A 26511-nucleotide genomic window follows, 5' to 3' on the forward strand; every position below is an offset into this window, starting at 1 on the left:
TAAAGAAATTAGGATATATAAAGGAAAATATTTAACCATTGACTAATCAACTTTTAATTAAGGAAAAACTACAAGCAAAGCTTGAGAATATTCAAAACAAGAGCGATGGCTCTCCTATTACCGATTTGCAGCTAGACAAAACCTTAGTCGCAGAAATTGAACAATTGACGACGGAACTGGAGAGCGTCAATCCCAATCTCAATCCTCTTCTATACGCTACTTCTTTGCTAGAAGGAGCTTGGCAACTGCAATACTCCACAGCTAGAGAAATACGTTCTTTAGCTTCTCTTCCATTGGGATTAAAGCTGGGTAAAGTTTATCAAGTGATTGATGTTGCAAATAAATTGTTTTTCAATCTAGCTAAAGTTAAACATCCTTTGGGACTAGTATCGGGATATGTCAAAGTTACAGCTAGCTTTGAGCCAGCCAAAGAAGATTTAGAGCCTCTACAGAACAAACGTATCAACGTCTATTTTGATAAACGCTATCTATCAATTGAAAAAATTCTTGGCATTAATACTCCCCAATTTAACCCATTTAAGATTGTTTCAGCTAATAATCCTACTAGCAGAACTGCCACATTGGATATTACTTACTTAGATGAAACTTTAAGAATTGGACGTGGGGGAGATGGAAGTTTATTTATTCTTAGTAAATCTGAGAATTTACCTGAATTCACAACCTCAAATGAAAATTGATTGCGCCGCTGAATGAATATGGCTCTCTCAATCATGCATCTTTTCAGCAAAGTAAAAGTAGGCTCTGCAATGGTAGAGCTTAATACATTAAATTTAAAGGTAAATCATGGTATAGAAGGAGATATTAATGCCGAGCCGATAAGTCCCAGGCAAGTTTTAATTGTTAGGTACGAAGATATTGCAAACTTATCAATTCAACCAGGAGAATTGCGAGAAAATATCGTGGTTAAAGGTTTAAAAATTGATAAATTTCTCCCTGGCTCTCTGCTACACTTTGAAAGTGGCGCGGCAATTAGATTAACTTTTTACTGCGAACCATGTAAGCGAATAGCTCACTTGGTAAAATCATTAAAAAACATCCAAAGTAAAAGAGGAATTTTAGGTGTAGTTATTAAATCAGGTCAAATCAAGGTTGGTAGTAATTTTCAAGTTCAAGCTAATCGATTTCCAGCATTATCTGAAAATCCATATAAACGATTCCTAAATTTTATTATCAAAATTCCAAGTGGAAAAGTAGTTACATATAAACAGATAATCAAAGGCATAGGAGTAGATAATAGTTATCTAAGAGCTATTCCTATATACCTGAAAAAAACTTCGGCTGCGGATTATCCGTTACATAGAATATTAGACTCTAAAGGTTATTTGATAACTTATGTGAGCCAACAAAAAATTAAGTTAGAAATGGAAGGAGTTCAGATTTTATCTGAAGCAGATTTATTACGCAACTTAAACAAAAATTTTGTAGAGATTAAAGATTATCTATGGGAAGATAGTACTCTATACCTAGAATAGATATTAGTGTAATATTAGCCTGCATTCAGAGTTTTATCAAGATGATGACTGATTTTTGATTTGTTTAGATGTAGCTTCCATAAAGTCGATAAAAACTTTTATGAGCTTATGAATTCCCTCACTACCTCCTGCAATTAAACCTCCTGTCAACAATGCATCTAAACAACGGAAAATAATTACTTGTATGGGATTATCTAAATCAATAACTACAAGTGGTTCGATTGAGCGAATACCTATTGCGCTCATTAAAAGACCGAATAAAAGAGATGTCCATAGAGCAATTGTTCGTGTATCAGATTTATAGGCTGTTCTTTGGCGCTCTTTTTCATTTATATCATCCATTTGTGGCTGGAAAATTTTTAATGAATTTTGTTGATTTTGTGTAAAATTCTGGATGATTTGCTGTTCTAAACTCATTCCTTCTGGTGGAAGTCCACTGATTTGATTTGATTCCAAAGAAGGAAACTGTTGCTGTTGTCCTTCCATAATTTTTATTTTCTCAGAGATTAGAGCTTTTTCTTGCTGAATACTAATATCTAGTTGTTCAACGAATGGGCCGCGCCAAGTAGTTATAAAAACTTCTAAAGAACGCTCTAACAACAAAGAAATAAATAATTGTAATGTGAGTAGCTGGACAATATCATTAACTCCAAATGGTTTTAAAACGAATGGTTTAGATGATAACCAAGTTGACAAAGTTACTACTAGAAAACTAATAATGATTAATACAATAAATAGAGGAGATTCGGGAGAAAGCTTTAGCAACGTATCTATACTCCTGTTTCGCGTCACAATGTCTAACACAGCCTAGAGGTGAAAACTACACCTGCTGAGTAACTTAACAACGTTAATTTGATAGAACAGTAAATAATTTATGAGCCGTCCCTTTTTTCTAAAAGTGTGATGAGTCACGCCGTTGTGGGAGCAGAAAGCATTTCAGTGCTACTGTGCATAGGACGACGCTGGAGCAAGTAGCAACCGTAGCACCAACTAAAAACCCCTCCAAGGTGTTGGAGGGGTCAAAGTAATTTTTGCCAATGAGATGGTAATTAGGTGGAGAGAGCAGCTTTTCCTCCTCGGTTACGCATTTACTTGCCAAAGCAACCAGATGATAGTACAGCATTTTATAAATCCATTACGAACCTCTGCAAGTCTGTACTTAGTAAGATAAATCATTAGTGCTGTTGTCTGATGTCAGCTGCGACTCGACAGCGTTGAGATAACCTTTATCATTCAAAGCTTCTCGTGCTGGTAACTTTTTAGTGTTAACAGCAGCCTTAACCACATTTAATGCAGTTAGGTTTCCTGTTTGGTATTGAGATACCAAAGCACTACCCTGTGCTTTCAGATTACTTTGATAAGCTAGAAATACAGTATCAAAGGGTTTGAGGTAGCTGACGTTAGATGAATTGTTAGAATTGATAGCTATAGGTTCGCCACTATTGTTAGTAGCTATTTGAGTGCCACCGATTCCAGGCAATAAAGCAATAGAAGTAACAATGAATACAGAATCAATCAAGATAGAAAGTTTCATAGGATTATCCTTAGTTATAGTAAAGTGCAATTAGTGTTCTTGAGTAATAGAGTCTTATTTTTTATCTGTCTTAACTTCCTGCACCTAGTTCACCTGAACGGTTGATTTGCTCCTCACCCATTCGGGTGATTTAATTGAGCGCATCCTACGGTTCATTCAAAGTTGCTAAGACCCATCATCTGATAAGCAAGAACAGCAGTATCAAAGGTTTTGAGGCAATTGATATCTGTGGAATTATTGCGTAAAGTATTAGATTTGATACCTGTGTTGATTGATGTGTCACTCTTGCCATGAGTAGCTATTTGAGTTCTAGCGATTCTAGGTAGGACACTAGAATCAACAATGTGTGCAAAATTAAGCCAAGGAAAGAGTTTCATTATTGATGCTGTGTTGGTTAATAAATCAGGAGCTAAGTTCAAGACAAACTTGAACAGATATATATTTAACTGAGGTTATCTAAAAATTTATGCAGTGTTGTAAATCGGTTGTAGATATAGCCCAACTGAAGCATCGTATTTCTGCGCTATCCCTTCAACAACAGATTTATTGATTTAGTATGATTGAATCTAATTTGTCTATTCGGGTTTACCGAACAGACAAATTAGAGTAAACCGTAAAAATTTTCTATCTAATTTCGTACGGTAATCATCAATTAATTGGTGTCAAAAACCGAATTTACACCAGCTTTAACTATACATAATATGAATATGTAAGCACAAGGTTAAGTGCAAAACTTATTAAACAATACTAACTAATGCGAGGAAGAGTTATGACACTAGTTCGTTGGAATCCTTGGAGAGAGATTGACACTCTACAATACCAAATCAATAGTTTATTTGAAGATACCAGAGTACCGTCTGGATTATTTGACAAAGGCTTAAGCAAAGTTCCGGCTGCTGAAATTCAAGAAACTGAAGATGCGATTCATCTAAAGATAGAATTGCCAGGAATAGAAGCTAAAGACCTGGATGTGCAAGTCACAGAAAATGCTGTTTACGTTAGCGGTGAGCGGAAGTCCGAAACCAAAACAGAGGAAAAAGGTGTTACCAGAAGTGAGTTTCATTACGGTAAATTTAAACGCGTAATTCCTCTATCGGCTCGGATTAAAAATACTAACGTTACGGCAGATTATAAAGATGGCATCTTGAATCTAATACTGCCTAAAACTGAGCAAGAAAAGAACAAAGTTGTCAAGGTAAATTTGGAACAATCTGCTAACTAATGGTTTGCTTGCGATGTCTACGACGGGCTACACCTACGCACTACTTTACCTGCAATAATTGATTGAAATAGTTAAGAGCTTGTTCATGCGAGTGACCGAGCTTTTTTCTCAGCAATTTAGCGTTGAGAAAAAAGTACTAAAGACTTTCGAGATTTTTAAGCACCTCTGCTGATGACTGATATCGCTGAGTGAAATCGAAATGTACCATTCTATTTAAAATCATCACTAACTCGTCTGTAGCCTCAGTTAATTCGCGCCAATGTTGCCAAATCTGTTTATTAGCATCAGCTACACTTTGGATAATTATTTCACCAGTATTTGTGTCTCTACGAAACTCTCTAGGTTCTACCCCAGTTAAGCCTTGTATTGCCATAATTCCCAACGCATAAATATCGCTGTTGAGTTTTGGCAACCCACTCATTTGTTCAGAAGGTGCATAATTAGGAGTGCCAATTGAAATTGTCTGAGCTTCTTGCTGCTGGGGTTGAATCTGCTTAACAGCGCCAAAGTCAATTAAAACAATGTGCCGGTCTGATTCTCGCCTAATTAAGTTACTAGGTTTGATATCTCGATGGATTACGCCATAGCTGTGAACAAAAACCAGCACATTTAAAACTTCTTTCAGTATCTCCACAACTTCAGCTTGTTTTAGTCGCTTTCCAGCAGTTAGCTCTTTATCCATAGCGTGCCCTCGAACAAATTCTTGCACTAAAGAAAATTGCCGATTTTCTTCAAAAAAAGCTAACAGTTGGGGAATTTGTGGGTGCTTACCCAAAGTTTCTAAAATTTCTGCTTCCGCATCGAATAGGCGTCTGACAACATTTAAATATTCTGCATCTTGGCGAGGAGGTCGCAACTGTTTAACCACACACTGCGGATTACCAGGACGCTGGATATCGTCAGCTAAATAAGTATTGCTAAATCCGCCAGAACCCAAGGGTTGAGTAATTTTGTAGCGGTTATTTAGTACCGTTCCTAGTGCAATTTCTTGCCCAATGGAATCAACAATTACCGTTGGCGCTTCATTTGAGGCGTTGCCACGCTGCCGTAAAAGATTTTGTAATTCTAGAATTAATTGTTGGTGTTCTTGAACTCGTTGGGTAATTTCTTTTTGCTCTTGCTGGGTTTGATAAGCACTATAGGCAAGGACACTGCCGGCGGTAAATACTAACCCCAACGCCGGAGGTATGACTGGGAACCATCCAGCTTGGGTAAAAATGACAAAATTGGCTCCAAATAATACTGCCAGGGCTGTTGCGGCTGCTAATCCTAAGCCTAGCGGATGTTGAATCCGCCATACTAGGAACCCACCAACTACAGTCCATCCCCATATCCAAAGGACTTCACCCCACTCAGGCAAAAACCAAAATAGAGGCTGTTTGTTCAGAACAGCACTGAGAATTTGACTAACGCTGTGGGCATGAATTTCAATTCCGGCCATTTTGCCGGAATTATCTGATTTACCACTAGCAAAGGGCGTATTAAAAATATCATTTAAACTATTAGCTGTTGAACCAATCAAAACGATGCGGTCTTTAACTAAATCTGGTTTAACTTGATTTGCAAGTACTTCTGTAATAGTTACCTGCTGGGCAACCTGATGACCAGAACGGTAATTAAGCAGGATTTGGTAGCCATTGGTATCTGCTTTTTCATAGCCGCCAGCGTTACTTTGTAGAGGTTTAAATACAGTATTACGTAGTTGTAGTTCCTTTTTGGGGGTAAATTCTAGTTGGATGCCTCCAACTTCTAAATATTTGAGCGCTAGTTGTAAGCTAAAAGAATAAGTACTTTGACAAGAATCGGATTCCTCTGCACTTACTAATAATAGGTTGCGGCGAATTGTAGCATCAGTATCTTCTACAACATCATTAAATCCCACTCGCTCTGCTTCAACGCCTTTTGGAGGCGCTATTCCCGGATTGTTAGAACCAGAATGTTTGCAGATAGGAATGATGATATCGCTTTGTTGGAGGCGTTGCAGTAGCTTGTCATGTCCAGGCGGTACTGGTAAGTCACGAAAAATATCTAAACCAATGACTCGCGGTTGATATTCTTCAAGTTTGCCTAATAGTCGGTCTAGAAGTTCGCTAGACAAGGGCCAATTCCATTTTTGGATATCTTTTTCACTTAAAGCAACAATCAACAAACGAGTGTCTGGACCTGAGTCGGCACGTAATTGCATCATTTGGTCGTAGACTTTCATTTCTAGAGGCTCGAAAACCCCCAGTTTTTGAATTCCTACTAGTAAAATTGTAGCGATCGCACTTGAAAGAATAACTGGCTGTCTAAATAAACTTTTAAAAGTTACAACCATTTTTTTAAATAGATTTTACTTTAAAATATAGGTATATTTTGAGATTAATTTTTAATATTGAAATTATTCTACGCAATTTGCAACTTTTCAAAAAATATAGTAATCATATTTTACCTGCAAACATCAACACGTCAGATACCGGACTTATTTAATAAGTCCGGTATCTTGTTGTTCGTGACTAATTTAGAATTGCTATATGTGTTTGAGATAATGCACAATCGCCTCTGCTGTTGACAAATTAGTAGCCAATAAAACTTGATTAATAGTGCATAATCTTAACAGTGCTTCTTCATTTGCTTGACCTGGCTGAGGTTGCAGCAAATCTCGCAGGAAAATAACTGCTAAAATTTCTCCGGCTCCAACCAATGAAGCAATTGTTTGATATCCTCCAGAAGTTGGTGCGGGAGTTTGTTGACTAATCGTTATTCCTGCCTGTTGATGTAAGACTTCACTAACAGATGGCCAGGTAATTGTAAAACTCTGTGAGAAAAATTCCTGATGTTCGGAAACCAATTCAGCAAGTTCTGATTTCTTGCTTTCATGAGCGATGAGTACTATATTTCTTTCAATGATTGCTTGAGGAGGCTCACTGACATTTGTTTCTTCTGGAGTTTCATCAGGTTGAGTTACTTCTGCTTCAGAAACTTGTTCAATAGTTTGACTGACGTTCTCAGTAACTCCACTTTCTGTTGTTTCCAAAGATTGAATATCAGCTGAGTCAGAGACTTCACTTACTTGTGCAGAAACATCATCAACATCTACACCGACTTCTTCAGTACTTGTATTACTCAAATCAATGTCTTGACTGCTGAAAATTTCTGCAATGTTCTCATCAGGCGCAGTCAATGTTTCAGAAACTTCATTGACTGTTTCATCAACAGCAGAAGTAGATTCTAATTCGTCAACATCTGCGCTGTCTGCTGTTGTAACTGACGCATCCCAATCTATCGCTTCATCAATGATATCCGGTGGGACTTGGCTTAATGTTTCTGGCGGCTGAATTTCTGCGTCTTCAACAACTTCACTGGTTTCTTCTGCGACTGGCGTATCCAAATCTACGACTTCATCATGAGTAGCTTCGGGAATGTCACTTTCTTCCTCAGATATTTGGTGAAAAATATCCCGTGGCTGTACGGAAGTGACTTCTGCTGCAAGTGCTGCCTCCAACTCTGCATTCTCATCAGAGGTTGCTTCTGGAATAGCACTTTGTGCAGGAACTTCGTTGAAAATATCACGTGGCTGTACGAAGGTGACTTCTGCTTCTAGTGCTGCCTCTAACTCTGCATTCTCGTCATAGGTAGTTTCTGGAATAGCACTTATATCACGCTGTTGTACGAAAGTAGATTCTGTCACCAGTGCAGCTTTAAAGTCTACAGCCTCATCGTGGTTAGCTTCTGGAAGGACACTTTCATTTTCGGGAGTTTCAATGATGTTTTCAGGTGCAGCGATGGCGTCATCAGGTTCAGGCAAAGAAACTTCTGAGGCTTCGCTGACTTCTGGAATCTCTACTTCTTCACTATCTGCTGCAACTAATGTCCGCAAATCCACAATTTCATCACGAACATCGTGTGGAACTTCGCTAACTGCTTCTGCTGGCTGAATGATGTTTTCAGGGGGGATTATCTCAACAACCGGGATGACATCATCACTTGGAGTAGAAACAACTTCGGAGATTTCGCTGATTTCTGGGGAAGGTGTTTCTATTTCTTGGCTAATAGGCGCTGGATTAACGGCATTGGCAGCGCTGACATTTTCAGGCGATCGCGATCGAGAAAACAGTGAAGGATCTATAATTCTAAAGACTGTCTCTGGTTGCTCATAAACGGGAGCAACTGCTTCCAAAATCAAAACATAATCTGCAATCCGAATAACATCTCCATCACTCAAAGAATATGGTCGATCTTTTTCAGCCTGTTTCCCGTTAAATATTGAGCCATTTCTACTGCCAAGGTCAGAGAAGTAGTAATTTCCAGCTTTAACAAAAAACTTAGCATGTACTCGACTGATATCAGGGCTGTCTAGGATTAAATCAGAATCAGGAGAACGACCTATTAGCCATTCTCCTCTCGTTGGAGTTTCTGTGGTAAGGTCAACTTCATTGACTTCACTTAGATTTGGTGAGTAGCTAACTTTAACTTTCATATTAATTTTTGGTTAATTTTATTGATTTCTGCCACCCAGCGCTGACGGGTAGTATGTTCTAAATTTAAAATATCATCTTGTGACCAGTGGAAATGATAAGCAATAAAAGCTACCTCCTCATATAAAGTATCAGAGGGGTAGCTTACGACTCCCCCGCTAGTTTTAGCTCCACTGAAAATTGAGTATTGCAGTGGGGACATTGTGTCGGAATGTGTACATTGCTTTGTTGATTGATTCGATTGTAAAATTCTCGGAGATAGGCAATGTCATGTAAGAGCAGTCCTTCGAGTAAATCAGGACTAACAGAGTTGAAACTGCCCAAGCGAGTGATAACCCTTGCAAGCATTACCAAGACACCGTAAGCCTGATTTTCCTGAACTTTGCGCTCTTGTTGCACCAAAATTTCATCTTTAGCGGTGGCTAAACGCATCACCCCATGACGATGTACTCGTTGTTCGCCATCACTCAATCCTCTAGGAAGAGTGAAAGCAAATTCTGTGCAGAGAGTATCCTTTTTACGGCGCATAGGTTATTGAATTTGGGCATTGGGCATTGGGCATTGGGCATTGGGCATTGGGCATTGGGCATTGGGCATGGGGCATTGACAATAGGGGAAACTCCATTAATGAAGCTTTTAGCTCTATTAATGAGTCTTTGAACTCCGTTAATGAGTCTTTGAACTTCATTAATGAGGCTTTGAACTCCATTAATGAGTCTTTGAACTCCATTAATGAGTCTTTGAACTTCATTAATGAGGCTTTGAACTCCATTAATGAGTCTTTGAACTCCATTAATGAGTCTTTGAACTCCATTAATGAGTCTTTGAACTCCATTAATGAGGCTTTGAACTCCATTAATGAGTTTTTACTTTCTGCTCTCTGCTCTCCTACTACCTACTTCTCATTTCCAATGCCCAATGCCCAACTCAATTATGAAGAAGTGCTTCGGGAGAATTTACTGTATCTTCTGGTATGGAAGTTTCGCCTTCCAATCCATTGATTCGACGGTAAAAATCTTGCAGATAATTTAAATCTTGGGAAAAAAAGTTTTCCACGATTGCAGGTGTCACTTCTGATAAAGCACCCAAGTGGGTAATCACTCGCGACAAGATAATAATTGTGGCATAAACGGGATTAGCTTTAACGCGGGGGTCACGCAAGGGTGCAATCTCGTCTATCGCCGTTGATAAACGCATTACACCTTTGCGATGGAGGTTGCCTTCAGAGTCTAGATACCCCTTTGGCAGTGTAAATTCAAACTCTGTGGGAAACATAATCCTCCTAATTATTTCACGCGTTTAAATTCCTCAAAAGCAACCTCCACCTCCTCAATTTCGATGTCATGGCTGCGGGCGCTGACATCGGCAATCTTGTAGCTTGCAGGCCAAGCACCGGCTAATTCAAATCTAGCTACTTCTTGATTTGCCTGATTATAAATAGACAAAGCAACAAGTCTACGTTGCTGTGACCAATTACCCTTTTCGACTTTTTCAAACCACTTCCAAAAATCCATAGAGTTGGTGGTACCTCTACGCAGAATGAGATTACCACTCTTGGGATTGCTGGGAAGCTTAGTTCTCACCACCTGACCTTTTGATTGCCCTTTTGTACCCCAACTTTGAGAAGTGACTTCAGTAATTTCAATAACCTCTTGGGTTCTTTTGAAGCCTTGACACTCCAAAAAGAAACAATTGGCATCGTTTTGACCTTCTAGTGTCAGTTCTAAATAGAACCGATGGGCTGTCAGAACTTCTGGAATTCGGCTGGCGGATTGTACCACTGTTAATTACCGCAAATGCTAATTATTTGATTCGTTTAATTCCTTCGTGAACCAATTCAACAGTCTCATTTGCCATATCACCACCGGAGGCAGTTAAGGTAGGCCCGGTGTATTTACACGGATAACAATTGACAATGTTCCACCGTGCCTTTTCAGAGCCTTGTTGGTCGTAAGCAACCACCGAGCCAGTCTTACGATTCTGTGCCCACTTTCGAGGGTCTCCCATGTCTTCGTTACAGTCTTGATACCATTTATAAAGGTCTATATCATCAGTGGCGATGACTTTTACTGTGATATTGGTAAATTTAACAACAGTTGGTGTAGCTTGACGCATTAGTTTAGCGCCTTTAGATGAACCGTGGACTTCTTGCGCTGGTGTATTTTCAACGCCTAGTCCGCTAATTTCTTTGATGAATTTATCAGTAATTCCGTCAGCCTCGAAGTAAAACTTACAAGAGGTTAAAAATTCGCCTGCCATACTTTTAGACTCCTTTGTGTGTAATTAATTTTGAAATGGGGAATGGAGAATGGGGAATGGGGAAAGGAAAGACGCGATAAATCGCGTCTCTACAAGAGGAGAATTCTTGGTCTATTCGCTATCTTCAATGCCATTCCATTGGCTGATGCGGAAAACAACAAATTCAGCCGGTCTGACGGGACAAACACCGACTTCAATATATAAACGTCCTAAAATTCTGGTTTCTGGTGGGTTCAATTCTTCGTCACACTTCACGTAGAATGCTTGGGCTGGAGATGCCCCAAACAAAGCACCTTCACGCCAGATGCGCTCTAAGAAGTTGCTCACAGTACGGGTTACACGCGCCCATAAATCTTGGTCGTTCGGTTCAAAAACTACCCACTGAGTCCCTAATTCTAAGGATTTTTCGATATAGCTAATTAGTCTACGCACACTGATGTAACGCCACTCTGTTTTATCTGGCTCAACTAGAGTGCGTGCGCCCCAAATGCGGATACCTCGATTGGGGAAGCTGCGAATACAATTTATCCCCAAGGGGTTTAATAGTTCTTGTTCGCGGAAGTTTGTGTCATAACCCAAACCAATTACGCCTCTGGGAACTTCATTGGCGGGGGCTTTGTAAACTCCTCTGGTTTCGTCGGTGCGGGCCCAAACGCCCATCACATGACCGCAAGGAGGTACTAAAATTGGATTACCGCGATCGCGTGGATTAGGTACTTTAATCCAAGGATAATAAAGGGCCGCAAACATCGAACGACGGTTAAATCTATTTAACCATTCCACCACTTGTTGCGGTTTAACGGCTTCTGGTGGCGAATCAAGTACAACCATCCGGTTGGGCGGGTTGGGAATATCGCCACTGGCAGAACCTTCACACATACTAATCATCAGTTCGATGATGCCGTGAACTTGATCTAAATTCAGCACCTGTTCTTGATAAGCCCGCATCACATCAGGACAAGCCAGCATTGTGATTTCATCAACTTCAAAGATACCGCGTACCCCGGTGCGATCGTCTCTAACCCCTTCTAAATTTTGTGAAAATCTATCGGGTGTGGCAGCAACAATGGGCGGTGCTAGTTCATATTGACCATTAACCGGACGACGAGCTAAAGGTTGTCCGCTTTGAGTTATGTCTTCTAAAGTGACATACATCGAATTTCTCAATGCTGTCAGCGCATAAGTGGCTACCTGATTAGCAGGCTCGCGGTTCATTGTCAAGTTCTGATATTCTTCTAGAAGTTCATCTCCCCGACGAATTTCGATGGTGAAATATTCACCCGTATTTGGAGGCGCTTCTCCTTCAGTACCTTCGGGTAGAGCGCGGGGCGAACCATCAATAATTACGATATTTACTAATCCACCTGATGCTTGCTCGGGGCGCAAAGTAAAGCGCAGGGCTGGACGATTACCTCGAGCGTTAATTCGTAAGTTAGCCGGTTCTGGAGTTGCTGGTCTGGGTGCGCCTGGTAACTGAGTCCCGATGCTTGTTACCCAGCAACGACCGCCACCATTCATAAAGTAGCCGTAGACTGAAAAGGGTAAATAAGCGTTGAAGTCGGTGAAGCCGTCAGAGTTGGGACGCGCAAAGTAGTTTAAAAATTGCGTCCAAGTGGTTACTAGCATGGGCTTGTATAATTCAGCCCCACCGCGAACGTCTTCTGTAAAGCCTACAAATCCGGCAACTGCTGTGCTAACACCTTCAATTGGTCGGCTACCCCGGTCAATTTCTTCGATGTAAACACCAGGAGCAAAGTAATCAAGTCTAGCCATGAAAGTTTCTCCAAGTCAGTAAAAATCTAATTATTCAGGAGTTAGAAATATTTCTTTGAAAGTATTACTTTGGTTATCTACCAATGCATTGACGTTTTGAGGTAAATAGCCAGGATGATTCAGAGTCAAAACATAATTACCTAAATGAAGGTCTTCAAAGAAGAACAGCCCTTCTTTAGTAGTTGATATGGACTTGTCAGTTCCTCTCACAGCCACTTCTGTCGCTACCAGCGGCAAATTTGTCACCGCACTTTTGACAATACCCGCGATCGCAACTCGTCTGGTTAATACTAAACTGTCACTATCGCGAGACAATTGATTTCGCAAATTGAAAATTCGCTCCCAAACCAAAGGCACTGGAGTCGGTTGTGGCTCGAAGGGTATTGTAACTGTCAAATATAAGGCTGAACGCAATGGCACACTGAGAGCGCTCCATAAAGAGCCAATCTCAATTGGCGGCTCTAGGGCAACTGTCATGTTCAAATTACCATAGCCCCGTAATTCAGGAACCAAAAACTCCTCTTCCAAGGTGCGATGGCGCAACAGCACAGTCAATGCCTCACTAATAAAGTGATGCTCACCTAAAGCTGTTCTATCCCAGGCTGTTAATAGCAGCGAAACATCAAACCAAGCTGGTGCCCAATTTACAGTGGCAGGTTGTAGAGCGCGTGTTAGCTTGCGTTCTACTTGCCTGCCAGAATGTTGTACCTGCTTACTCTCACGTATATCAAAAATGTATAAATTGAGAGTCGGGCCTGCTCCCTCTTCCCTCCGATTACCAGGATGGCTAAAGTCAATTTGCTCTGTACTGGTAAGTGAGGTTCCTCCAGCGAGAATTTCGGCTAAAGTTTGAAGAACGAAGATAAGCATGAAGATGTTCTGCTGGTAGCTAATCCAGATGCCTCTACAGTATATGTATCGGGCTTCTAAAGTTAATTAGACTTTTGTCGATATTTTTTAAATCGGGTATTGGGTCGAAAATCCGTAAAGTAGCAACTTCAGTTTGTAGATTAATCTGGAGCAGTTCTTAATTAGACACACTACATTTTTTCTTGTGGGGTGGGCTGAAAAGCATTAGTGTCAAGTTAAGGCAGAAGCCCAAATTTCAAAGGTATATTCATCGAATTCGGGGTGTCGTTTATTAAATTCGGGCAGTCGTTCATCGAATTCGGGCAGCCGTTTATTGAATTCGGGCAGTTGTTTATCGAATTCGGGCAGCCGTTTATTGAATTCGGGGTGTCGTTTATTGAATTCGGGGTGTCGTTTATTGAATTCGGGGTGTCGTTTATTATTTTTGTTCAATTTTAATTTGAGGAGGACAAAACCTAAACACAAAAAGACTTTTCATCCAGTCCCCAGTCCCTAACTATACTAGTTGACCCCAGTGATTTCATCTTAACTTGACACTAATGGCTGAAAAGCCGACCCAAGTAGTCCATTAAGCTAACGAAAGCTTGGGTACGTACTAAGTATTTCAGTGCTTAACATCAGGATTAAAGTCCTGACTACAAACTTGTTTACACAGCAAAGTTAGCTTGATACACATGTGAATACAAACCTTAATAATTATTTGTATGAATTATCTCAAAAGATAACTTAACAAAAAAATAAACATTACCGAGACTGCATAATTTTATACTGGTCAGCAGAAGGGTAAAATCATTTAGTTGCAAAAAGCGAGTGAAGCTATGACACTAGGCTTTTCTGTACAAAAACTAGACAATGGCTCTAATTATTTGAGTTCCTCAGAGATCCAAAGCTTTTGTCAGCTTGAGTCTGAGCAGTTAACTAGTCAGTATCCAATTTTTTTCGCTCGAATTGTCTATCATGATTCATTATTGAGAGCTAATCAAGAAGTGATAAATTATGGTCAAGACCAAGTTCCTTTTTCCCCAAAAACTTTAGCTTATTTGCGTTCAGAAGAATGGCTGATAGATTTTCCGCCTGTTTTGACTTTACAGGAATTTAAGCTTAAGGACTTCTCATCCATTTCTTACATTTGCCCCATATCCTATAGAAATCAAAAAACTGAATATATTCAAATCATTACTCATGAACCTCTCTCTTCGAGTTTACAACTATATGTAAAACGCTCTGCTATGTTGCTGAGTAAGTATGTAGATATTTCCTTGGACTATGGCAGACAAAAAACTGAAATTAAACTCCTAGAAGATATCTTGCATCGAGTCGGTCATCAATTACGTAACTCTCTAGGACTCATAGGATTGTATGCACATAATCTATGTTTAGGGTTAAAGGATAGCCCTTGGCAAGAGCAAGCAACAATCATCGGCGAAAGTATCCAAGATTTAGATACTAATTTAAATGAACTAATTGATTGCGGTCAAAGTGCCAAATTAAGAGTAACACTTCAAGATTTAAGAAGTTTAGTGGTTGAAAGTATTACAAATTTACAACCTTTAATTAATCAGAAAAAACTTAAAATATTGATTCCCGATACATCGACAATACTGAAGATAGATAGATTACAAATGAAACAAGTTTTTGATAATATCCTCAGTAATGCCGCGCATTTCAGCCCTAACTCAGGAACTATTACCTGTAGCTGGCAAATTTTCCAAGATGAAGTTTTAATTAAAATCTCCGATCGAGGTCCAGGATTGTCTCAAGAGGACTTACAAAAAATATTTACCCCATTTTATTCCCGACGCAAAGGAGGTACAGGACTGGGTTTGACTATTGCTAAAAAAATCATTTTGGATCATCAAGGAAGTATCTGGGCACAAGTTTTATCAGAAAGTGGGGCACAATTTTCGATGATTTTGCCTCGTTCAAGGAGCGTGAATTAATTTATAATTCGTAATTCGTAATTCGTAATTCGTAATTAAAGATATGGCTAATGATAATAATAAACTTTCTGTTTTACTCGTAGATGACGAAGAACGCTTCCGTCAAGGGTTACGTACTCTCCTAAATTTTTATAGTATTAATTCTGCATTACCTGTAGAAGTTATTGGTGATGCAGATTCTGTTGAGCAGGTTTTAAAGTTTACAACTCAGAAGTGTCCAGATTTAATTTTGCTGGATATGCAATTGAAAGGATGTGATGGAATTACAGTTCTGGCACGTCTTAAAGAAGCTGCTTACACTGGCAAGGTTTTAGTATTGTCGGCTCATCAAGAAGACGACTGGATTTTTAGAGCGATGCAGGGAGGAGCCGCAGGTTATGTGTTTAAAAATCGTGTAGCAACCCAATTGTGTGAAGCTATTGACACTGTAACTAGGTCAGAAATTTATCTACCTTCAGAAGTTGCTAGTCGATTTTTCCGGTTTTTTCAAGCTTATTCAGACTCTTGTGTAAAAGCATGTCATGAGGTGCATTTAACTGAAAGAGAGCAAGAGGTTTTATACTGGTTAACTCAAGGTGCTTCTAATGAAGAAATCGCGAAACATTTGTATGTAACAGTTGCTACTGTTAAGGCGCATCTCACCAGTATTTTTGAAAAATTGAAGGTTACTAGCCGGACTCAAGCGATTGTAACTGCCCTCAAGTTAGGATTAGTTCATGCTTGAGCGCGACAGAAGTAGTCGGCGCAATTCACGAAACTTTTTGTATATGGCTTCATTTGAATCTTTTTATCAAGAATACCCCTGCTCGTACAATTCTCCCTTAAGTTGCGATCGCCCCTTCCAAACGGCGCAGCAAATCAAGGGTGCTAAGTTTTGCTTGGAATGTGGTTTTCCAGCAACTTTACCACAGGAGGGTGAGATTAAAGGAAGTCAGGGAACTTATCAAATAACTAGTTTTGTCGGTGTGCGGGGTTTAGGCCGTTTATATTCAGGTGTTCAACTTAAAGACAAACAACCTGTAATCATCAAAGAATACCTGCTCCCCAATCGTTCTTTTAATGAAAGTGAGACTCAAAAGCGGAAAGAGACTTTTAAACGGGTGGGTGGAGTAAGTTTAGCCGATAGTCGAATTCAAAACTTCCGTTTGGTGGAAACGAAAGAAGCGATCGCAGATGAAAAAGGAGAGCGCTGTTATTTAATTACTCAAGGAATAGAGTCATCCCAAACTTTAGGTAAGTATCTCATAGAAAAGGGAGCAATGACATCTCTTGATGTGCGTGAGGTGCTAAATCAAGGTTTACAAACTCTCCAGTTTCTCCACACCCAAAAGCTGCGTTTTCCCTCCAATCAAACACAACTGGGTGTCACTCACGGCAATATCAATTTAGATAGTACTTTAATTAAAGTAGACAATAATCAAAAGTTTTCTATATATTTTTGTGATTTAGCTATCTGGGAAAACTTATTTATTCCCCCGATTATTCCTCAACCTGCTGCCGCTAGACCTGACCAAGATTTAGAATCATTAGGATTATTAGCCTTTTATTTATGGGTAGGGCGGACAACTAATTTTTCATCTAATCAGCCTCTCAATCCTAGAGATAATCAACAATGGCCGGATACCGATAGCCATTTAAAGCAGTTTATTTATCGTTTAATTGGGCTAGAAACTCCTTTTGAGAGTGCAGAAGCGGCTCGTAAAGCACTACTAGAACTTCCTCAAGAAGATCGTGCTAAAAATTCGGCACGTTCTACAGCTTCTCAAGAACTAAAAAAGCCTTTGCCAACGCCCTTAATTTTGCTAGTAATCCTATTTTTATTACTACTTGGTGGGGGAATTTGGTATTGGCTTTGGGGCAGGAAAACAGATAACCCTAATCAATATATCCAATGGTCTAGACTTGTGCGGAATTTCTCAGAAGTACCCAACGTTCCTTCTGGACAATTTACTTACACAGGAGAAAAAGATAGTACATGGAGTTTTGTTTTAACGCAATTAGTGGACAACAGCCGTTTAGGAGATTTATTGACCAGACCAAAGCCAGATGCAACAGCAACATTTGACTATAAATCTGTTTTGTCATCAAATATAAATAATCAGATTAAAAGTATCGAAGAAGTTCAAACAAACAAAAAAGATTTTGCCATTACTAGTTTGGTAAACAACATTACAGATAAACTTGCGAAAAAAGCAGTAGCCTATGATGGTTTACTTGTTTTTGTCGCATTTAATAAAAGAGACTCAAATCTTGCCAATGCTCTTGGGGGGCAAATCAATCTTGAGCAATTGCGTCAAATTTACACAGGCAAAATTACTAATTGGCAGCAGATTAATCCCAAACTTCCAAATCTGCCTGTGAAACCTTTTGCCCCAACTGAACCGGAAGCAATCAGTAAATTTCAACAAATAGTTTTGCAAAATGCCCCTCAAGACGAAGCTTTATTTGCAGCGAAAGTTACTAAACTTGATACAACAAAAACCCAAAATCTAATACGCAGTGAAACTTTGGATGGGCGAACTACTGGTATTATCAGTTTTGGGATTATCAGTAAAACTTCGAGTCAGTGTACTGGCTATCCTTTAGCGATCGCAGATGCTAAAAAGTCTGCTATTCAACCTCTGTTTCAAAAGCGCGATCGCCGCTCAATTAATCCCTCAGATGATTTGTGTCAACATGATGATTATTATGTTGATGTCACAACCTTCCAAAGCTACCCCTTGGGATACCCTATTTTTGTAGTGTACCCTAAAGACAGCAACCGCCTACCTGGTGGTTCTACATTTGCCCAGATGCTAACTACTCGTCAGGGTCAATGTTTACTTAGTAAAGTAGGTCTTGTAGCTTTACAACCTATGCCTGATGATATAAAGTCTTATGCCTGCAAATCGGTGCCCTAATCCTAGTTGCGAATATTTTAACCGCGCCCTGCCTAACAATGCTAAGGTTTGTCCCTGGTGTTCTACGCCTGTGGGTAATGTAGTTTCTGCTACGCCACAAGCACCTAGTCAACCTCCACCTATTCAACAACAGCCTAGTCAACCACCTGTTCAGTATCAGCGGCCGCCTACAGACCAACCTAACTACCAAGCTCCCCAACAAGCCCCCATTGATTATTCAACAGTCTATCAGCCAAGAGTTTCCTATCAACCAACACCACCTGTTTATACCCCTCCTCCGCAAAGAGCGCCAGCCTTAAAGCTGATTCATAGCACTGGCAGAGAATTTCACCTCATTGGAGAAGGAGGTTATATTGGTCGCCGCAGTCAGAGTCCAGGAATAGCGCCGCCAGAAATTGACTTGACCGGTATTCCCAGTGAGGGAATAGTCTCTCGTCGTCATGCGCGAGTCGATTGGGACTGGTCGCAAAATTCTTACATGATTGTTGATATGAGTACAAATGGTATTTATTTAAACAACAATCCTTTGACTCCCGGTATGCAGTATCGGCTACTTAACGGTGATTCGCTGCGATTTGGTCAAGACAACCTAGTTAATTTCACTATATACGTAGTGTAGCAAAAAGTTGATTTGATAATCAGCATTCTCTATTTTGGAAAGAGACGCGATGAATCGCCGTCTCTACAATAATCAGTCATTTTGTAGAGACGGTGATTTATCGCGTCTTTGTGATGATTTATCTAGGTTTTTAGGACTTGTATGTACACCGTAGTTACTAAAGGGAGTGTGATATATTTACCTTATGTTGGCATAGCCTCTGTCTCCGACACGCTGTTCGCGAACGTAGAGAAGGTAAAATTTCACTTATTTAATGTGAGTTCGACTGTTGATAAAGCCTGAAAAATTTGACAGGTATAGGTTTGAAGAATTAACGGACTTGAAAGAGTCCTGAGTTTATTAACAATCAAGTCAATAAAGTGCTATACATCTTGCAGCGATTTTCAATCGCGCACTTGGCTTCTATTGTTTCGCAATACTAACCTTAATTTTAATACTGTCCTCTTCTTGCAGTGCTTGGCGTAGACAATCGCGTCATCCAAGAGACATCGTAATGTTTTCAATTTAATTGTCAAATTAATTGCAGGTTTGATTGCTTATACTTATTTGCCTTAAAAACCATTTCTTAATATCTACCCCTAAGACTTACCTGCTCAACATCCTGCTATTTTTAGTTAGTCGAACTCACATTTATTTATTAAATCCAAAATCCAATATTCGGTCATGAGTCATTTTCGGTTATCCCGAAAGACAAAGGACAATAGACAAATGACGCTGGACGGAGGACAAAGGAAAAATGAGCAATGTATTTCGAGAATTTCTGCAAAAAGTAGGCAGCGGAAACCATACAGCCGAGAATTTAACTCGCGCCCAAGCAGCCACCGCTACTAAAATGATGCTGCTGGGTGAAGCGACACCAGCCCAAATTGGAGCCTTTTTAATTGCTCACCGAATTAAGCGTCCAACGGGAGAAGAGTTAGCTGGAATGCTGGATGCTTATGAGGAACTGGGGCCAAAATTGCAACCCATAGCCTCTGGGCGACCAGTGATCGCTCTTGGCATACCATACGATGGTAGGACACGCACAGCACCAATTAGTCCCGTAACAGCTTTACTACTCGCCGGAGTGGGACAACCAGTGGTAATGCATGGTGGCGGTCGCCTACCCACGAAGTACGGCTTACCCCTGATAGATATTTGGCAGGGTTTAGGAGTCGATTGGACTACCTTACCCCTAGCACAAACTCAACAAGTGTTTGAGCAAACGGGAATCGGCTTTATTTATCTACCTCAGCATTTTCCCTTAACTACAAGTATTTGGGAGTACCGCGACCAACTTGGCAAACGTCCGCCGTTGGCGACAATGGAGCTAATTTGGTGTCCTTATGCTGGGGATGCTCACGTAATTGCTGGGTTTGTCCATCCACCGACAGAAGGGATGTTTCAGATAGCTTTAGGACTGCGAGGAGTGACAAAATTTACATTAGTCAAAGGATTGGAAGGTAGTTGCGACTTACCGCGCGATCGCACTGCAATCATCAGCTTATCTTCATCCGTAGCACCCCAAGAGGTAGAACGATTGCACCTCGTACCGCGCGATTACGGCTTTACTACCAAGAACGTACCCCTTGGAACTACTGAAGAACTGGTGGCGGATATTCAAGAGGTTTTGGCAGGTAAACCAGGTGAATTGATGCAAACAGCCTTGTGGAATGGCGGATTTTATCTATGGCGGAGTGGTATTTGTTCAGATATGGCAGAGGGTTTAGCTAAAGCAGAAGAATTATTAACCAATGGTGTAATAGCAGCTAAACTCCAAGAACTGAGCCAGGTAATACATTCAGTGTCAGCAGATATACCTTTTAGGGTGTCAACGACTTCTCCAAAATAGATTTTTGTTCCAACCAATCTTTACCTACTTGGATACTGATATCTGAGCCAAGGTTGCCAGTGCTTTCCACGCGCACTTCGCCAAATCCCAAAGTGCCGCGAATTGACTCGGCACTGTCACCGTCTCCCTGTTGGGCGACAATATGAGTTACGTCTAGAGGTTCGCCCCATGCCTTGGCCACATAGATGTTGCGATATCCAGATTTTTCCAAGGCTCTAATTAACGGTTGCAGGTTAGAGCGATCGCCACCTGTACTATCTTGAATTGCTACACGCAAAGAGCGGGGGTTAGTTGTAGTTGCCAGCTGTTCCTGTTCTGACTCCAAACCAAAGTGTTGAGCCATCAGTTTGGCAATCCCATCTTTGTTGGGCAACCAATAGCTAGCATCATACTCGCCTTTCTCGCTAAAGCGACCAGGCAGCATTAACATTTGCATATTAGAGCGATTTGTCCGCACTCCAAAACCCATTAGCGCCACTAACTCTTCAACCGTCAAGTTAGTATCAATGTGGTCTTTCACGACATCAAGAACTTTAGGTAATTGAGCAACAGTAGCTGGGTTGAGTGTTTGCTCCATCAAAGCACGCATGACCATTTGCTGGCGCTGAATCCGACCAATATCACCGAGTTCGTCATGGCGAAAACGCAGCAATTGCAATGTCTGCTCGCCATTTAGATGCTGCTTACCAGCCTTCAAATTGATGTACAAATGCTGAGAATCATCTTGATATTTCATATCTTTAGGGACGTAGACAGTCACGCCACCCAAAGCATCAATCAGCTTGGCAACTCCCAAAACGTTAATTCGGACATAGCGATCGATTCCCGCTCCTCCTAAGAGATTACTGACAGTTCTGGCAGTCAAAGCGGGTCCACCTTCAACGTTGGCGGAGTTAATTTTTTTCACTCCATAACCCTCTATTTGTGTGCGGGTATCTCTGGGAATGGAGAGCATATTTATTTTTTTCGTCTCTGGATCGAATTTGACCAAGAGCATCACATCAGAAAGACCATCAAAGGAGTTGACTTGGGGCAGGTATTTGAGATTTTTGGTATCTTCAGGAGGGTTTTGGATATCTGGGGGAAGCACACTCATTCCCATCACCAAAAGATTCACTGGACGAGTTAATTCTGAAAATCGCAGCACACCTCCAGAAATGCGATCGCTATCAAAAGCCGCCTCATCCTTTGGAGTTAGCTGCGCTTGTTGCAAAGGCGTACTGGTCAAAGACACTGCTAAAAGCGCCCCCGCTGTTGCAGATACCATCGCAATACCACCCATACCTACCCAAAACCACAGCCAACGTCCTGATGTCGAGTTTTGGGGAATTTTTTTATTGGACTTTGAGGCTTTTCCCGACTGGTTTTCTTCCGCCGAACTTCTTTGAATGGTCACAGACTTCCTCACACTTACTCACTAATCAAATTCAGTAATTTTGCAGACTAAAAACACCCAAACAAATCAACCCATAATAGCTAACTCTTAATTATCGGTGCTAACTTTTTTAATGTAGTGTCAACCACAACACTTATAGCAGCATTTATTCTTTTTTTGGGACAACCTGGAGATGTTTTACTGAAGTATGGCAATAATAAACTGGATTTGACTAGATATATAGAGAAATCAGCCAGAAATTTTCCAAAATTCAGTAAAAACACCGACAATTTATCACCTTAAATAATTAAGATAAATACTTGCCAAGCACTCGTTCAGCTAAATTACTAAACCCTGGTAAACGACTAGATTTGCCCTGCATTAGGCGCAAAATCAACCAAATACTTACTAAAAAGTAACCTGAAGTGAGAAAGCTATTAAGGATAAATAGACGTAGCGGAAAAAAATCTGAAGTTGCTGCCCCGGTAGCTAATAATAGATAACTCAACAACCAAGTAAGTGCCAAAGTAATAGACAGACGACTAATAGCAAGTTGTTCCCGACTACCCTGCCCCCGATAGAGCGTCCACAAGGATGGAAAAAAGCCGACGATCGGAACTAAATGTAAAAGCAACTGTGTTTTGGGCATTGGAGATGGGGCATTATTATTCTCCCCCTGCTCCTTTGCTCCCCTGCTCCTCTGCTCCTCTGCTCCTCTGCTCCCCTGCTCCCCCGCTCCCCCGCTCCCCCGCTCCCCATTCTCTTTTGGTTCAAAATTCTTCATTGGGGTTAGTCTAACTCCTAAACTAGAAGGATGAATAAGACTCATATAGTTAGAGATAATAAGCTGTAAAGAAAAATTTCATTTAGTTCTATTCCGCAATCAGCTCAAAATGCAGACACGTAAGCTACTCGACTGGTGGCAAACATTTACTCCAATAGCGCGAATCGGGGCGATCGCGCTATTCGCTCCGCTGCTAGTTATCAATGGTTGGGCAATTTCGGTCTTTTTCAATTATTTCCATTCTCTCATAGTCATTTTAGTCGGAGCCTCAGTGCTAGCATTTCTGCTCAACTACCCCGTGAGCTGGATGGAGCATCAGGGTGCTAGGCGAGAGCAAGTTGCTATTTTAGTATTTCTCTTGGCTTTATCGATTTTATTGGCGTTGGGTGTGACACTTTTTCCCCTGGCTCTTACCCAAGCACAACAACTGGTGGCGCGTTTGCCAGATTTAATCGACTCTGGACGCTCTCAGTTAATGATCTTAAACGGAAAAGCTGAGACTTTTGGCTTACCGATTAACCTCGATGCTCTGGTGGTGCAAATCAACGATCGCGTCAAAGGACAATTACAAGCGATCGCCGGACAAGTTTTAAATCTAGCTGTACTCACAGTTACTAGTCTGCTAGATATTCTCTTGACGATGGTTTTGACTTTTTATCTTTTACAGCATGGGGGTGAACTCTGGCAAAGTTTAGTCGAATGGCTACCTAACAAATTTCGCGAGCCTTTCTCTAAAACAGTCCGCCTAAGCTTCCAAAATTTCTTCATCACCCAGTTGATTTTATCTACCTGTATGGCTTCAGCCCTTATTCCTACCTTTTTGTGGTTGAAAGTGCCATTTGGATTGCTATTTGGACTAACTATTGGCCTGATGGCTCTCGTCCCCTTTGGCGGTTCTGTAGGCATTGCAATGACTACACTGTTGGTGGCGTTGCAAGATTTTTCAATGGGTGTGAGAGTGTTGATCGCAGCGGTAATTGTACAGCAAATTCTCGAAAACTTAATTGCCCCCCGAATTTTAGGCAGTTTTACCGGTTTAAATCCAGTTTGGATTTTAATTTCGGTCTTAACAGGGGCAAGAATTGGCGGATTGTTAGGTGTAATTGTGGCAGTACCTACAGCTGTTGTGATTAAGACTGCTTTAAGTGCCTTGCGTCCTGGTGGTGGGATAAACGACAGCGCCACTGGGGAGATAACTGCATCCGTTCCAGGAAATGAGTCCTCGAAAGCTGACGCTAACAAAACTTTGAGCATTTCTGAAGCAACATTGCCTTAGTACAAGAAGGCAGGAACAGGAAGTGTATCATCAGTTATTTATCAGGAACGTTGACACTCCCCGGCGTGAACGCACGGGGATTCTTCTATCTACGAAACAGCTTGCTCTGACAGGATTGCTCCAATTAGAGTAGAGGTCGATTCTCCAGAAGCGTTGCTTGCGTCTAGCGCAAAGGTTCCAGTATGCCCTACCGTACTCAATCCTAAATTAAGAATGTTTAGAGAGGCGTTGTGATCTCTATCCAGTTTGCATCCACACTGAACAAACGTGTGTGCGAGTAGATAGTGACTTTTTCACAATGGAGCCACAGTTAGAACATTCTTGCGAGGTATATGATGGATTTACAGCAATAGTAATCCGTTTAAATACCCTTCCAAAATACTCCAACCACACCCTAAATTGATACCATCCGGCATCATTAATTGACTTTGACAAACAATGATTTTTCACCATGTTCTTGATCCTCAAATCTTCGTAGACCACAACATCGTTTGATGTGATTACGCACCTTGCCAACTTCACGGCATGGTCTTTGCGTTGTCTGCTTATTTTGAGGTGAACCCGACCTAATCTGGTTCTGGCTTTACGCCTGTTACTAGAACCTTTAACTTTTCTAGAAACAAGCCTTTGTGACCGTTTCATTTTCTGTTCCCCAGTTCTATAGAACCGAGGATTTTCAACTTTATTTCCAAAGGAATCGGTATAGAAGCTTTCTATCCCTACATCTAATCCAATTGTCTGATGAGTGGGTTTAATCACTTCCGTGCGGTTTATCGATATGCAGAGTTGGATATAATAACCATCCGCACGCCACATCACGATGCATTTGTACAGTGCGTAAGTTCTAAAATCTAATTTTCCGAATAATTATCGAATTTCTCTTTTAGGGAAGGAAACCACTTTGCAAGAAGCGCTTTTAAATTGCAGCAGCGGTGAAATTGCTAAGTTCTGCACTTGCCGATCAATACCATCTCCCTGAATAATCACTTGGGAACGTGACTGAATTAATTCCTGTATGTGTGGGCAACCTAGAACAGAAGTCAGTTCTGTTAAAGCAAAGAGAAATTCTGTGTTTAATTTATCTAACGATGGTCGCAATGTCTGGTTTAAGTCTGGCACGTTAGCAAAAGATTTAATGCCTTGCTTTTGCCAGTTTTTAAAATCAGCGGTTTGGATGAGTTTTCCTGCTTCTATTTGTGCTTGAAAAAATGCTGCAACTCTATCGGGTTCTAGACTATGGGTTGTAGCTTGTTGCCTAACCTTTAATAGTAACTCTTGTTCGCGCTTTAGATCCTCAATCGGACGTTTTTGATTCCATTTCCAACGGGCTACATCATGTGCAATCAACAATCGCTGCTGGATCAATTTTAGTAATTTATCTACAGGTCGTTGTTGTTCTGCCCTCGTAATAGCTTGGGGATTTACTAATTTTACTGACCCAGAGTTCTGGGCAGCAACTACTGTACTACTGAAAAAAAGCCCAAGGAAAATGATGATGACAAACAACAGTGGATGCTTTCTAAAAAAACTTAAATTCATCTTAAAAAGTTTATACGCCCGGCTACTTAGTAGGAATTATCAGTAAATGTATAGGAATACAGTATTTTTAATCTCAAACAAAATATCTCATAGTTACTGACAAAAAGCAAATTCCGGCTTATACGGGTATTGAGGAAATACATCATCAAGTTACCGAAAACAAAAAGGATACAAGCCCCTAAATTTCTTTATGGGGATCAATAATGCAAGAATTTTGAATTCGGAGCGATCGCCCTTGGCGTCTCGTAGAGAAGCGACGTGACCTCGCCATGTTCGGGAAGCGGAATGTAATAAGATCGCACAATAAAGTTGCTGTTATGTACAATTCTTGACGGGTTAAGGTCATGAAGAAGGTTGTGGGGTTGCAGGTTTAGGGTGTAGGGGAGAAGACGGCATTGGTCAGGGCTTGGAACCCGACCAACGCAATCGTTTTAAAAAACGGGGCTTCAGACCTACTGATTGTTAGGGCTATTTCTTCCCCCACACCCCAAACCTGCAACCCCGCCCCAACGGGGCTAGGTCATAAACAATTTGTCAATCAGTAATAAGTAGGTAGGTGCGAAAAAACCTAATTATGTAAAGATAAGTAAATACGGAGAATGCATCTACTGAGGTAACTGAAATATGGGTGCTCGTTTA

The 26511-nt window shown here is 40.7% G+C and carries 26 protein-coding genes and 1 pseudogene; 9 read left to right on the forward strand and 18 right to left on the reverse strand.

Going from position 1 to position 26511, the window contains the following annotated elements; all coding sequences use genetic code 11:
- Positions 1-38: 38 nt before the first annotated feature.
- Both V7K84_RS14425 and V7K84_RS14430 read left to right on the forward strand, forming a co-directional pair.
- A complete protein-coding gene (locus tag V7K84_RS14425; RefSeq protein ID WP_334838974.1) occupies positions 39-698 on the forward strand; it encodes a PAP/fibrillin family protein in 660 nt (219 codons plus the stop codon).
- 18 nt (positions 699-716) lie between these two features.
- Entirely contained in the window at positions 717-1493 is a 777-nt protein-coding gene (locus V7K84_RS14430) for an MGMT family protein (RefSeq protein ID WP_334838976.1), read from the forward strand.
- Between the two features lie 36 nt (positions 1494-1529).
- On the opposite strand, the gene V7K84_RS14435 is transcribed toward V7K84_RS14430, so the two are convergent.
- The 3 genes from V7K84_RS14435 to V7K84_RS14445 form a co-directional block, all read right to left on the reverse strand.
- Positions 1530-2258, reverse strand: a complete 729-nt coding sequence (locus V7K84_RS14435; protein WP_334838978.1) for a hypothetical protein — start codon at positions 2256-2258, stop codon at positions 1530-1532.
- A gap of 394 nt (positions 2259-2652) precedes the next feature.
- Complete coding sequence (locus V7K84_RS14440) at positions 2653-3027, reverse strand: hypothetical protein (RefSeq protein ID WP_334838980.1); 375 nt, start codon at positions 3025-3027, stop codon at positions 2653-2655.
- Positions 3028-3179: 152 nt separating this feature from the next.
- On the reverse strand, positions 3180-3404 hold the full coding sequence (locus V7K84_RS14445) for a hypothetical protein (protein ID WP_334838982.1): 225 nt from the start codon (positions 3402-3404) through the stop codon (positions 3180-3182).
- Between the two features lie 392 nt (positions 3405-3796).
- Here V7K84_RS14445 and V7K84_RS14450 point away from each other — a divergent pair, with 392 nt between their 5' ends.
- The gene (locus V7K84_RS14450; RefSeq protein ID WP_334838984.1) at positions 3797-4249 is read left to right on the forward strand and encodes an Hsp20/alpha crystallin family protein; all 453 of its coding nucleotides are present in this window, start codon (positions 3797-3799) and stop codon (positions 4247-4249) included.
- A 136-nt stretch (positions 4250-4385) separates the two neighbouring features.
- On the opposite strand, the gene V7K84_RS14455 is transcribed toward V7K84_RS14450, so the two are convergent.
- The 10 genes from V7K84_RS14455 to V7K84_RS14500 form a co-directional block, all read right to left on the reverse strand.
- Positions 4386-6566, reverse strand: coding sequence for a CHASE2 domain-containing serine/threonine-protein kinase (locus tag V7K84_RS14455; protein ID WP_334838987.1), 2181 nt, complete (start codon positions 6564-6566; stop codon positions 4386-4388).
- Between the two features lie 192 nt (positions 6567-6758).
- Positions 6759-8708: an FHA domain-containing protein gene (locus tag V7K84_RS14460; protein ID WP_334838989.1), complete on the reverse strand. Its 1950-nt coding sequence runs from the start codon at positions 8706-8708 to the stop codon at positions 6759-6761.
- Positions 8705-8908 carry a DUF6760 family protein gene (locus V7K84_RS14465; protein WP_334838991.1) on the reverse strand — a complete coding sequence of 68 codons (204 nt, stop codon included), beginning with the start codon at positions 8906-8908 and terminating at the stop codon, positions 8705-8707. Before V7K84_RS14465 ends, V7K84_RS14460 begins: the two co-directional genes overlap by 4 nt.
- A complete protein-coding gene (locus tag V7K84_RS14470) occupies positions 8851-9234 on the reverse strand; it encodes a phage tail assembly protein (protein WP_334838993.1) in 384 nt (127 codons plus the stop codon). Before V7K84_RS14470 ends, V7K84_RS14465 begins: the two co-directional genes overlap by 58 nt.
- Positions 9224-9562, reverse strand: coding sequence for a hypothetical protein (locus V7K84_RS14475; RefSeq protein ID WP_334838995.1), 339 nt, complete (start codon positions 9560-9562; stop codon positions 9224-9226). The genes V7K84_RS14470 and V7K84_RS14475 overlap by 11 nt, the downstream gene beginning before the upstream one ends.
- 71 nt (positions 9563-9633) lie before the next feature.
- Positions 9634-9981, reverse strand: coding sequence for a hypothetical protein (locus V7K84_RS14480; protein WP_251959044.1), 348 nt, complete (start codon positions 9979-9981; stop codon positions 9634-9636).
- An 11-nt stretch (positions 9982-9992) separates the two neighbouring features.
- Positions 9993-10487: a phage tail protein gene (locus V7K84_RS14485; RefSeq protein ID WP_334838997.1), complete on the reverse strand. Its 495-nt coding sequence runs from the start codon at positions 10485-10487 to the stop codon at positions 9993-9995.
- A gap of 22 nt (positions 10488-10509) precedes the next feature.
- Entirely contained in the window at positions 10510-10965 is a 456-nt protein-coding gene (locus tag V7K84_RS14490; protein ID WP_094331970.1) for a phage tail protein, read from the reverse strand.
- A gap of 111 nt (positions 10966-11076) precedes the next feature.
- On the reverse strand, positions 11077-12738 hold the full coding sequence (locus V7K84_RS14495; protein WP_334838999.1) for a phage tail sheath family protein: 1662 nt from the start codon (positions 12736-12738) through the stop codon (positions 11077-11079).
- A gap of 30 nt (positions 12739-12768) precedes the next feature.
- Positions 12769-13608 (reverse strand): Pvc16 family protein, encoded by an 840-nt coding sequence (locus V7K84_RS14500; protein WP_099100382.1) that lies wholly within the window; start codon positions 13606-13608, stop codon positions 12769-12771.
- Between the two features lie 818 nt (positions 13609-14426).
- Between V7K84_RS14500 and V7K84_RS14505 the strand changes: the two genes are divergently transcribed.
- The 5 genes from V7K84_RS14505 to V7K84_RS14525 all read left to right on the forward strand — a co-directional run bounded on the left by V7K84_RS14505 (position 14427) and on the right by V7K84_RS14525 (position 20898).
- Positions 14427-15548 carry a sensor histidine kinase gene (locus tag V7K84_RS14505; protein ID WP_334839001.1) on the forward strand — a complete coding sequence of 374 codons (1122 nt, stop codon included), beginning with the start codon at positions 14427-14429 and terminating at the stop codon, positions 15546-15548.
- Between the two features lie 43 nt (positions 15549-15591).
- On the forward strand, positions 15592-16272 hold the full coding sequence (locus V7K84_RS14510) for a response regulator transcription factor (protein WP_334839003.1): 681 nt from the start codon (positions 15592-15594) through the stop codon (positions 16270-16272).
- A 43-nt stretch (positions 16273-16315) separates the two neighbouring features.
- The gene (locus tag V7K84_RS14515; protein WP_334839005.1) at positions 16316-18448 is read left to right on the forward strand and encodes a substrate-binding domain-containing protein; all 2133 of its coding nucleotides are present in this window, start codon (positions 16316-16318) and stop codon (positions 18446-18448) included.
- Complete coding sequence (locus V7K84_RS14520; protein ID WP_334839007.1) at positions 18426-19067, forward strand: FHA domain-containing protein; 642 nt, start codon at positions 18426-18428, stop codon at positions 19065-19067. Before V7K84_RS14515 ends, V7K84_RS14520 begins: the two co-directional genes overlap by 23 nt.
- A gap of 736 nt (positions 19068-19803) precedes the next feature.
- On the forward strand, positions 19804-20898 hold the full coding sequence (locus V7K84_RS14525) for an anthranilate phosphoribosyltransferase family protein (RefSeq protein WP_334839009.1): 1095 nt from the start codon (positions 19804-19806) through the stop codon (positions 20896-20898).
- Here V7K84_RS14525 and V7K84_RS14530 read toward each other — a convergent pair.
- A complete protein-coding gene (locus V7K84_RS14530; protein WP_334839011.1) occupies positions 20870-22294 on the reverse strand; it encodes an LCP family protein in 1425 nt (474 codons plus the stop codon). The genes V7K84_RS14525 and V7K84_RS14530 overlap by 29 nt on opposite strands.
- A 286-nt stretch (positions 22295-22580) precedes the next feature.
- A complete protein-coding gene (locus V7K84_RS14535) occupies positions 22581-22922 on the reverse strand; it encodes a hypothetical protein (RefSeq protein WP_334839035.1) in 342 nt (113 codons plus the stop codon).
- Positions 22923-23166: 244 nt separating this feature from the next.
- Between V7K84_RS14535 and V7K84_RS14540 the strand changes: the two genes are divergently transcribed.
- The gene (locus V7K84_RS14540) at positions 23167-24333 is read left to right on the forward strand and encodes an AI-2E family transporter (protein WP_334839013.1); all 1167 of its coding nucleotides are present in this window, start codon (positions 23167-23169) and stop codon (positions 24331-24333) included.
- Positions 24334-24422: 89 nt separating this feature from the next.
- Here V7K84_RS14540 and V7K84_RS14545 read toward each other — a convergent pair.
- The 3 genes and pseudogenes from V7K84_RS14545 to V7K84_RS14555 all read right to left on the reverse strand — a co-directional run.
- Positions 24423-25143: pseudogene (locus tag V7K84_RS14545) on the reverse strand (RNA-guided endonuclease InsQ/TnpB family protein); the annotation flags it as partial.
- Positions 25144-25200: 57 nt separating this feature from the next.
- Positions 25201-25872: a gamma subclass chorismate mutase AroQ gene (gene aroQ, locus V7K84_RS14550; protein ID WP_334839015.1), complete on the reverse strand. Its 672-nt coding sequence runs from the start codon at positions 25870-25872 to the stop codon at positions 25201-25203.
- A 178-nt stretch (positions 25873-26050) separates the two neighbouring features.
- Complete coding sequence (locus V7K84_RS14555) at positions 26051-26218, reverse strand: hypothetical protein (RefSeq protein WP_334839017.1); 168 nt, start codon at positions 26216-26218, stop codon at positions 26051-26053.
- Positions 26219-26511: the final 293 nt, after the last annotated feature.

The sequence above is a fragment of the Nostoc sp. genome (genome assembly GCF_036917315.1).
Lineage (GTDB): Bacteria > Cyanobacteriota > Cyanobacteriia > Cyanobacteriales > Nostocaceae > Nostoc.